The sequence below is a fragment of the Polaromonas sp. P3_C2 genome, from assembly GCF_056402675.1.
Window position 1 is genome coordinate 1 of sequence record NZ_JBFUGX010000153.1, and the last position, 7671, is coordinate 7671.

The following is a 7671-nucleotide window of genomic DNA, read 5'->3' on the forward strand; positions in this document are numbered from 1 at the left end:
GGGCGGCAGAGCGTTTTGCGCAGGTAAAGGAGGAGCCTGCAAAGCGGGCGGGGGACACGGAGCAAAACGCTCTGCCACCCCGCGTCTGTGCAACGGGAAAAGTCTATGAAAGCGGCGGAGGTCCATCTTCATGCCGCATCCTTCAAAGTCAGCGGCAACCCTGCCGCCATCAGCGTCACGCGCTGGCACGCAGCGGCCACATCCTGGTTCAGTTTGCCCAAGGCATCCACAAAGGCGCGAACCTCGCGCCCCATCGGAATCACGCCCAGGCCAATCTCATTGCCCACCAACACCACAGGGCCAGGGGCTTTGGAAATTGCTATCAAAAGAGAAGCTGCTGGCGCACTGTCCATGAGGGCTACAGGCTTATTTGACTCAAAATCCACGGGCATCAGCCGGTTAGTGAGCCACAGCGTCAGACAGTCCACCACCACCAAGGTGTCGGGCTGGCTGTGTTTTTGAATCGCCTCCGCCAGCGCCAACGGCTCTTCCACCGTGGTCATGCCGGGCACGCGCTCGGCGCGATCCGCCTGGTGGCGGGCGATGCGCTGGCGCATCTCCTCGTCCCAAGGCTGTGCGGTGGCAATCAGCACGGCGCGGTGGCCGAGTCTCTGGTCCAGCCACTGGCACGCCAGCAGTTCGGCGCGGCGTGACTTGCCACTTTTCTGACCACCCAGAATCAATTCGCTTTTGGCAATCGTCATCGTGCTCATGATCGGAATGCTCCGGCTTGATCAGCGTCCATCCACTGCAGGATGATCTGGTGCATCCTGGCCACGCCGTCGGTCAGCGCAGCGGGGCCGGGCTGCAGGATGTCGGGGGACTTGATCTCAAACAGCTGGTTGTGACGCACCGCATTCACCGCACCCCAGCCCTCGCGTGCCACCACGTTCTCCGGCCGGAATTTCTTGCCGCACCAGGAGCCCAGTATGAGATCCGGGTTACGGCGGACGATCTCGGCCCCGTCGGCAATGATGCGGTTCTTGCCCAGCGATTCGGCGGCGAGCTCAGGAAAGCAATCGTCACCTCCCGCGATGCCGATGAGCTCCGACACCCAGCGGATCGCGCTGATGTGCGGGCTGTCCCATTCTTCAAAATACACCTTGGGGCGGCGCGCACCCTTGGCGACCCTGGCCGCGACGGCCGCCTGCATGGCACGCAAATCGGCCTGCAACTGTGCAATGCGCTGCGCGCCCTGCTCCGCCTCACCCACCATGGCGGCCAGCTGGAACAGCATGGAGAAAATCTCGGCCACGCTGCGCTGGTTGAAGATCGTGACCTGCACGCCGCGCTTGACCAGGTCCGAAGCAATATCGGCCTGCAGGTCCGAAAAGCCCAGCACGCAGTCGGGCTGCAGTTCCATGATCTTCTCGATCTTCGCGCTCAGGAAGGCGCTGACGCGCGGCTTCTCATCGCGCGCGCGTTTGGGCCGCACGGTGTAGCCCGAGATACCCACAATGCGCTGCTGCTGGCCCAGCAGGTAAAGCCATTCGGTGGTCTCCTCGGTCAGGCAGACGATGCGCTGCGGGCCGGGCTGGTAGTGCAGCAAGTCCGTCATGCAGTCACCTCTACAGGTGCCGTGAACAGCTCCGCCACCGCTTCGGGGCAAGACGGGAACCAGGCGTGGAAGTAACTGGCGCGCACCGCACCTTGCTGCCATACGGCCTCGCCCGCATCCGGCGCAGGCGCGGTGCCCGGCCGCGAGGTGCGTGCCGCGGGCTGTAGCGGCGTGGCCGTGGTCGAGTAATGGAAAGTGTGGCCGCGCAAGGTACCGCTTTCCAGGGCCAGCTGCTGCGGGCCCAGGCCAGCCAGCAGCTTTTGCATGGTCACTTCGCCAGGCAGCACACCCCATTGCACATGGTGTTGGCCATCCAGCGTGACCAGCGTCTCAAACAGAGCCATCATGCCGCCGCACTCGGCCCATACAGGTTTGCCTGCGGAAATGTGTGCGGCCAGGCTTTCCCGCATAGGGGTGTTAGCGGCAATCGCCTCTGCGTGCAGCTCAGGGTAGCCGCCGGGAATCCACAGCGCGTCGCATGCAGGCAGCGCCGCGCCAGACAGCGGCGAAAAAAACACCAGCTCAGCACCCAGCGCGCGCAGGGTATCGAGGTTGGCCGCGTAGATAAAACAGAAAGCGGCATCGTGCGCAACAGCGATGGTTCTGCCTTTCAGCATGGGAGCAATGGGCGCAGAGGCTTCCGGCGCCGCGAAGTCCACCGCCCATCGCTGTAAGTCGTCCAGGGTCATCTGACCCAGCGGCGTGGTGGCCAGCGTATCGGCTGCGGCGTCCAGCCTTTCCATGGCATCTGCCACTTCGGTCGCGACGGTCAGCCCCAGGTGGCGCTTGGGCAAGGCCATGGCGGCATTGCGCAACACCGCACCCAGCCATTGGTCGTTTGCCACGCTGGCCTGCAGCATGCCCGCATGGCGCGCATTGGCCACGCGATTGGCCAGCACCCCGGCCCAGGGCATGTCGGGGCGATAGTGCTGCAGGCCAAAAGCCAGCGCGCCAAAGGTAGCCACCATGCCCGATGCATCCACCACCGCCAGCACTGGCAAGCCAAAGCGCTGCGCCAGGTCGGCCGCGCTGGGCTCACCGTCAAACAGGCCCATCACGCCTTCCACAATGACCAGGTCGGCCTCCAGCGCCGCCGCATGCAGGCGCGCGCGGCAATCGTCCTCGCCCGTCATCCACAGATCCATCTGGTACACCGGCGTGCCGCTGGCCAGGGCGTGCCAGCACGGGTCCAGAAAATCCGGCCCGCACTTGAAAACCCGAACCCGCCGGCCCTGACGTGCATGCAGGCGCGCCAGCGCGCAGGTCACCGTCGTCTTGCCCTGGCCGGAAGCCGGGGCGGCGATGAGGATGGCAGGGCAGCGGACGAAGGTTTGCATGGGTGGTGTGGATGAGGCTTACTTACTGGGGCGCCCAGGTCAGGCCGACGTACGCAGAGCGCCGGCCATTGGCRTAGGTGCCAGCAGTCTGGTAGACCTTGTCGGTCACATTGTCCAGCTTGGCGACCAGTTTCCAGTCGCGCGACAGCGCCGTCGTGGCGCTCAGGTTCACGAGCGAATAGCCTGGCAGCACCACGTTGCTGGTGTCGCTGTCGAGTGCGTGCGAGGCCATCACCAGGTCCGTCGCCAGTTGCCAGCCGCCCACCGGCATCTCGGCGCCCAGCGTGCCGTATTGGCGGGAGCGGCGCTGCAGGGTTCGGTTGGTGACCAGGTTCTTCGGATTCTGCAGATCCAGCGAGCCGTGGATGTGAACATTGCCCAGCGTCTCGGCAGCCGTGAATGTCAGCCCCGTGTACTGGGCCTGCGCCGTGTTGGCATAGCAGCCACGATTGCTCAGCACCGTCGGCGGGCCGCCATTGATGCAGGGACCGTTGCCCGTGACGAAGCTCAGCAGGTTGGTCAGGCGGTTGCGATAAGCGGTGACACCGTACTGGGCAGTCCCTTGGCTGTATTTGAGCGCCATTTCCACGCTGCGGCCGGATTCGGGCTTCAAGGTCGAGGTGCCGTAAATGCTGAAACGCTGGTACAGCGTGGGGACCCGGAAGGAGGTGCCGGCGGATGCGGACACTTTCCACTGTGGCGTGAGCGCAAAGGCATAGGCGGCGGAGCCGGTGGTCTTTCCGCCGAATTCGCTGTCCGTGTCATGGCGGGCGTTGAACTGCACCGTGTGCGCGCCGCCGCTCCAGCCGTAGCCCAGGCTCACGCCATCCAGCGAACGGTTCCCGTTGAGGGTGCTCATGCCAGCCGGCACGGCCGAGGAGCCAACCAGGAGGAACACATCGCGACGGCTTTCCAGTGTGGCGCTCAGGAGATGCGCGCCAATGCGGTATTCGTTCTGGAACAACAACGTGCTGATGGTGCTCTTGTCGTAAGAAATCTGCGGGGTCGAGCCGTTCAGGCCTTCTTCACCTGAATCGGTACCTTGCGTGATCGTCAGCTTGGTGCTGTATTGGCCAGACCATTTGGCTTCCCACTGCAGGCCCAGGGTCTGCAGGTCGCTGATGCGGCGAAAGTCGCGTGTGAGGCCGCCGTCGTACTGCGCATCCATATGGCTCTGCAACACATTGGCTTCAATGCGGTGGTCAGGGTTGATCTGCAAACCCAGTTTGGCATTGGCGCTCTGGCTTTTGTAGCCGTCGGCATCGGGGTTTTGAGCCGGGATGGTCCGGGCATTGAAGCCATCGCTTTGTCCCTGCGTCAAGCCCAGCGAATAGTCAAAGCCGCCCGCTGAACCGCTGGCGGCGAGCTCGACCCGGCTGGTGTTGTAGGAGCCGTAGCCGACCGTCACGGAAGGCGAAAAACGGCCTTGGCCGCGCTTGGTGAAAATCTGGATCACGCCGGCCACGGCGTCGGAGCCATAGACTGCGCTGCTGGGGCCGCGCACGATCTCAATGCGATCAATCAGCGAGAGGGGAATGTTGTTCCAGGAGGCGGCTCCAGCCGTCGTCTGCGACTCCACCCTCACGCCGTCTACAAAAACCGGGGTGTGGCGGGTTTCACCGCCACGCACAAAAACGCTTGTATTGCTGCCGATACCGCCGTTACGGGTGATCTGTATGCCTGGCACGCGAACCAGAACGTCAGCCAGCCCCACCGGGCCGGCGCGCTCTATGGTTTCACGGTCAATGACCGTGACATCAGCAATGACATCGCCGATGGGTTGGGCGCTGCGCGTAGCGGTTACCACCATTTCCTTGAGTTGTGGCGCCGCGCCGGCCTGAGCCGCCGGGGCAGTCTGGGACAAGGCGGGAAATGCAGCGGCCACAGCCAGCGGAAGCACGGCAAGGCGTGTGTGGAAAACACAGGTTTTCATGGAATCAGACAATCAACAAAATACCCTCACTGGCTTCCCCGCCAGTGCATGAGCGTTACAAACGCTCATGCCAGTTCATGGACGTGCGCGTTCACCTTGTTGGCCGGTATCCGGGCTGACGGAACTGCCTCCATCGCCTTCCCAAGCGTGTGTTCAAAACGCTCAGTGGCTAGTGATGAAAGCTGAATGGGCTTCTGACTTGACGTCAGGAGCCCATTCGTCCGTATTACCGTTGCGGGGGCAGCGCAGGTTAAAGGTCTCGGCGCCAGCGAATCAGGTTGACCTGATGCATGGCTTTGACCCCCTCCTGCTTCCCGTTGAACTGCAGCGTGCGAACCACACTGCGGGCACCAACAGGGCAGATTCTACGCGGGCCTTCCCCATGTCCGGCCGCAAACCCTACAATCGGAGCTGCCATGTCGAACCAAACCCAAATCGACCAGATCGTCGAACGCGTTGAGCGGCTCCTGCTGCGCTATGAGGAGCTGCAGCGTACCAACGAGCTCCTGGTGGAGCAGGTCGGCGTTCTGACGCACGAACGCGACTCCCTCAAATCGCGGCTGGGCGCGGCACGCGCCCGTGTGGATGCACTGCTGGAGCGCCTGCCCGAAACCAACGGGCATGCCGTCAAAAACACTGTGGGAACCGAGTCATGAAACAGCTCGAAGTGCAGATCATGGGCCAAAGCTATTTGCTGGGCTGCCCCGAAAATGGCGACGCCCGAATGCTGGACGCCGTGAACCGTGTTGACATGGCCATGTGCAGGATTCGCGATGCCGGGAAAATCAAGGCACGTGACCGCATTGCCGTTCTGGCGGCGCTCAATCTCGCCTTTGAGCTCCCCGAGCGCACGCCAAACGCTACGCCCACACCCGCTGCGACAACAGCGGAAACAACCGCCAGTGCTGGCGAAACAACGCATCCGCAACTCACAGCCTTGCTACAGCGGCTTGACACGGCCCTGGGCGTTGACGGCCGCCTGCTTTAAGCCCGCGCACCCCTGCGGTAAATCACTCCCTACTTCGCGCGCGAGGGCCGCAAAGGCCTACAATGAACATGTCTGCGATGCGCATTGGGCTTTATATTTCCTTGAACCAATGCTCTTCGAGCACGGGCTTGGTAAATTGTCCGGCAGGTGTGATCGTCTCGCGTCAGACGAACCCGAAACCTGACTGCCCTCGCCCACCTGAACCCCGGTTCAGGATGACGGTCCAGTGGCACTCGCAGACACCTTTCTTTTCTTGTCCCGGATCCGAACGGAATCCAGGCCGCGAACAAAAACAATAGCCGGTTGTGGGCCCAGCCCGCCGTGCCACAGCAGATCTGATGTCTCTCGAACCCCAACTTATTGCCGAACTTCTTTTGTTGGGTCTGTGCACCGGTTTTCTTGCAGGCCTGCTGGGCATCGGCGGCGGGATGCTGATGGTGCCGTTCATCACCTTCATCCTCACGGCAAAGGGCTACCCGCAGGAATACACCGTGAAAATGGCGGTCGCCACCTCGCTGGCCACCATCTGCTTCACCTCGTTGTCATCAGTGCGTGCGCATCACCGGCGCGGGGCCGTGCTGTGGCCCATCGTTCGGCTGCTGGCGCCCGGCATTTTGCTGGGGTCATTGATTGGCGCCCAACTGGCAGTGGCCTTGCCGGGCAAGATCCTCAGCATCCTGTTTGCCGTTTTTGTGGCGTTTTCAGCCACCCAGATGTTTCTGGGCCGTAAACCCAAACCCAGCCGCACCCTGCCCGGCCGCCTGGGCACCTTTGGCATGGGTGGTGTCATCGGCATGCTGTCTTCACTGGTGGGTGCAGGCGGCGCCTTCGTTTCGGTGCCCTTCATGACCTGGTGCAACGTGAAAATCCATGACGCCGTGGGAACCTCGGCAGCCCTTGGTTTTCCAATCGCGCTGGCCGGCACCCTGGGCTACATCTGGGCCGGCCAGAATCTCCCGCAAATGCCGCCCGGCTCCATCGGCTTTCTGTACCTGCCAGGGCTGGTCATCATCTCGGTGGCCAGTATTTGCACAGCGCCGCTGGGCGCACGCACGGCGCATCGCATGGACATCCAGCCGCTGAAGAAAGTCTTCGCGGTTGTGCTGTACATCCTGGCGGCCTATTTCCTGCTGCGCTAACCCTTGTCGTACTACCGGCGGGCCGCAGCACGCCGGGGCTGTGCCGTTTTGGGACGAAAACCAATTGTCTGCTCGATCAACGCCCCGCCATCGGTCATCAAAAAAGTCTTGAAAGCCTGCGCTACCGGCGTCAGCCGCTTGTTGCGGCGGTGCACGACATACCAATTCAGCATCAGCGGAAAACCCTGCACGTCGAGMACGGTCAGGCTGCCCACCTGAAGTTCGCGGCTGATGGTATGCGCCGACAGAAAACTCACCCCCATGCCCGCGATCACGGCCTGTTTGATGGTTTCCGTGCTCTTGATCTCCATCGCGATGTTGAGGTCGGCCAGGTGCGCGCCGAAGCCCTCCTCCATCGAATTCCAGGTATCGGAACCCTTTTCACGCACAACAAAGGGTTCGCTGGCCAGGCGCGATAGCGGAATGCGCTTTTTGGCTGCCAGCGGATGGTTGGGCGCCGCCACAACAACATAAGGGTGCGGGGCGAAAGGTTCGCTCACTGTGTCCATATCCAGCGGCGGGCGCACCATGACGGCCAGATCCGTCAGGTTATCGGTCAGCTGGCTCAAGAGTTCCTCGCGATTGCAGACGCCGAAGTCCAGCGTCACGCCCGAGTGGCGCCGTGCGAACTCGACGAGCAGGCGCGGAAAAAAATAATCTCCGGCGCTGATCACCGCAACATTCAGCTTGCCGCCGGAGATGCCCTTGAACTGCGC

General features: G+C 62.6%; 8 protein-coding genes, 1 other RNA gene and 1 riboswitch. Of the genes, 4 read left to right on the forward strand and 5 right to left on the reverse strand.

Annotated features, from left to right (window positions below; translation table 11 throughout):
• Positions 1–128: 128 nt before the first annotated feature.
• Genes AC1DWI_RS08665 through AC1DWI_RS08680 form a run of 4 tightly spaced genes read right to left on the reverse strand, consistent with a single transcriptional unit; the run spans position 129 to position 4828 of the window.
• Positions 129–713: a bifunctional adenosylcobinamide kinase/adenosylcobinamide-phosphate guanylyltransferase gene (locus tag AC1DWI_RS08665; protein ID WP_477669204.1), complete on the reverse strand. Its 585-nt coding sequence runs from the start codon at positions 711–713 to the stop codon at positions 129–131.
• Complete coding sequence (locus tag AC1DWI_RS08670) at positions 710–1558, reverse strand: ABC transporter substrate-binding protein (protein WP_477669203.1); 849 nt, start codon at positions 1556–1558, stop codon at positions 710–712. Before AC1DWI_RS08670 ends, AC1DWI_RS08665 begins: the two co-directional genes overlap by 4 nt.
• The gene (locus tag AC1DWI_RS08675; protein ID WP_477669202.1) at positions 1555–2895 is read right to left on the reverse strand and encodes a cobyrinate a,c-diamide synthase; all 1341 of its coding nucleotides are present in this window, start codon (positions 2893–2895) and stop codon (positions 1555–1557) included. Before AC1DWI_RS08675 ends, AC1DWI_RS08670 begins: the two co-directional genes overlap by 4 nt.
• A 22-nt stretch (positions 2896–2917) precedes the next feature.
• The gene (locus AC1DWI_RS08680; protein ID WP_477669201.1) at positions 2918–4828 is read right to left on the reverse strand and encodes a TonB-dependent receptor domain-containing protein; all 1911 of its coding nucleotides are present in this window, start codon (positions 4826–4828) and stop codon (positions 2918–2920) included.
• Positions 4829–4912: 84 nt separating this feature from the next.
• A riboswitch (cobalamin riboswitch) is annotated at positions 4913–5198 on the reverse strand.
• Between the two features lie 46 nt (positions 5199–5244).
• On the opposite strand from AC1DWI_RS08680, the gene AC1DWI_RS08685 reads away from it, so the two are divergent.
• The 4 genes from AC1DWI_RS08685 (at position 5245) to AC1DWI_RS08700 (ending at position 6955) form a co-directional block, all read left to right on the forward strand.
• Positions 5245–5484: a DUF904 domain-containing protein gene (locus tag AC1DWI_RS08685; protein ID WP_477646586.1), complete on the forward strand. Its 240-nt coding sequence runs from the start codon at positions 5245–5247 to the stop codon at positions 5482–5484.
• Positions 5481–5816, forward strand: a complete 336-nt coding sequence (locus tag AC1DWI_RS08690) for a cell division protein ZapA (RefSeq protein ID WP_457280494.1) — start codon at positions 5481–5483, stop codon at positions 5814–5816. The genes AC1DWI_RS08685 and AC1DWI_RS08690 overlap by 4 nt, the downstream gene beginning before the upstream one ends.
• Before the next feature lie 66 nt (positions 5817–5882).
• Positions 5883–6062, forward strand: a non-coding RNA gene (ssrS, locus tag AC1DWI_RS08695) — 6S RNA.
• A gap of 92 nt (positions 6063–6154) precedes the next feature.
• The gene (locus AC1DWI_RS08700) at positions 6155–6955 is read left to right on the forward strand and encodes a sulfite exporter TauE/SafE family protein (protein ID WP_457280493.1); all 801 of its coding nucleotides are present in this window, start codon (positions 6155–6157) and stop codon (positions 6953–6955) included.
• A gap of 11 nt (positions 6956–6966) precedes the next feature.
• Here AC1DWI_RS08700 and AC1DWI_RS08705 read toward each other — a convergent pair.
• Positions 6967–7671: LysR substrate-binding domain-containing protein (locus tag AC1DWI_RS08705; RefSeq protein ID WP_477724682.1), on the reverse strand; the 705-nt coding region annotated here is incomplete at its 5' end.

Excerpts from the sequence above, each read along its gene's own strand:
- AC1DWI_RS08670 (WP_477669203.1), bottom strand. The coding sequence starts at position 1,558 with ATGACGGACTTGCTGCACTACCAGCCCGGCCCGCAGCGCATCGTCTGC.
- AC1DWI_RS08665 (WP_477669204.1), bottom strand. The coding sequence starts at position 713 with ATGAGCACGATGACGATTGCCAAAAGCGAATTGATTCTGGGTGGTCAG.
- AC1DWI_RS08700 (WP_457280493.1), top strand. The coding sequence starts at position 6,155 with ATGTCTCTCGAACCCCAACTTATTGCCGAACTTCTTTTGTTGGGTCTG.
- AC1DWI_RS08675 (WP_477669202.1), bottom strand. The coding sequence starts at position 2,895 with ATGCAAACCTTCGTCCGCTGCCCTGCCATCCTCATCGCCGCCCCGGCT.
- AC1DWI_RS08685 (WP_477646586.1), top strand. The coding sequence starts at position 5,245 with ATGTCGAACCAAACCCAAATCGACCAGATCGTCGAACGCGTTGAGCGG.
- AC1DWI_RS08690 (WP_457280494.1), top strand. The coding sequence starts at position 5,481 with ATGAAACAGCTCGAAGTGCAGATCATGGGCCAAAGCTATTTGCTGGGC.